The following is a 1240-nucleotide window of genomic DNA, read 5'->3' as shown; positions in this document are numbered from 1 at the left end:
TGAAAGTCCACTACGGGCTTGGCAATGGGAACCGTTAGCGAATGGCAAGGGTGTCCGGGGCGACCCGGAATCTGAAGGAAGCCGGACGCAAACACACGCGGTAACGAACAGAAACAGGATACAAGGCGGAAAAGGAACGGATGAATCTGCGCTGCAAGATAAAATCCAACATTGCCCGAATTCCTTACCGTAAATCCTGTACCGACGGGTGGAAAGCGGTCAGACTTACCCGGGGAGGTCTTATCAGGGTCTCGAAAAAGGAGCCATTCCTTACAGGGACAACGGTGCCAGTGATGGCATGGTGAATGATAAGAAGTCAGCCGAGGCCATAGTAGTCACCGTTGGTGACGAAGGGCCGAACAATAAGGATCCAACCGAACGTGGAGGTGGGAAGAATGCGACGATCACAGAAAACATCAACGGATGGCTGCCTGCAGGAGGGTACGCTGGAAGCAGAGAGGAATGCAGGAGCGTGTAGTGTTCTTCGCGGTGAAACGACTCGGGTGGATGGTGATGCTTCCGGGATGATCCAAAAGCTCGTCTCCCGGGAGAACATGGGACGTGCGTTCCAACGCGTCAAACGAAACAAGGGAAGTGCCGGTGTCGATGGGGTGGAAACCACCGAGATGCACAGCTACTTTGCCAGACATTATCGGGAGATCGTGCTGGCTATCAAAAGCGGTTCGTTGGAACCGCAGCCGGTGAAACGGGTCTCCATCCAGAAAGACGGGGGCGGAACGCGGGAGCTCGGCGTTCCCACCGTTCGGGACCGGGTCATCCAGCAAGCGCTCGTGCAAGTGCTCACGCCGGCAATCGATCGGCACTTTTCCGATCACAGTTACGGATTCCGCCCGCGACGGAGCGCACACGATGCGATCCGACAGGCAGCTTCCTATCACGAAGCAGGTTACCGGTATGTTGTGGACCTCGATCTGAAACAGTATTTCGATACGGTCCCGCACGACAAGCTGATGCACCTCGTCAGCCGGTTCGTCTCGGATCGTGCGGTACTCGCGCTCATTCGAACGTTCCTGACCGCCGGTGTGTCCATCAACGGGAAGGTATTCCCGACAGAACGGGGGACCCCGCAAGGCGGCAACCTGTCCCCGCTCCTCAGTAACATTTACCTCCATGAATTGGATACGGAACTGGAGCGACGAGGCCACCGGTTTGTCCGCTATGCCGACGATTGTAACATCTACGTGAAGAGCCGACGGGCAGGGGAACGGGTGCTGCGAAG

The 1240-nt window shown here is 56.8% G+C and carries 1 protein-coding gene; it reads left to right on the top strand.

The genetic code is table 11. The annotated features are described in order from the left end of the window. Positions 1-395: 395 nt before the first annotated feature. The coding region (gene ltrA, locus HCN83_RS17875; protein WP_246238305.1) for a group II intron reverse transcriptase/maturase at positions 396-1240 on the top strand (845 nt) is incomplete at its 3' end.

Origin of the sequence: Alkalicoccus luteus, from assembly GCF_012034335.1 — a bacterium.
In the GTDB taxonomy this organism is placed as follows: domain Bacteria; phylum Bacillota; class Bacilli; order Bacillales; family Salisediminibacteriaceae; genus Alkalicoccus; species Alkalicoccus luteus_A.
This window is presented reverse-complemented; position numbering and strand designations above follow the sequence as displayed.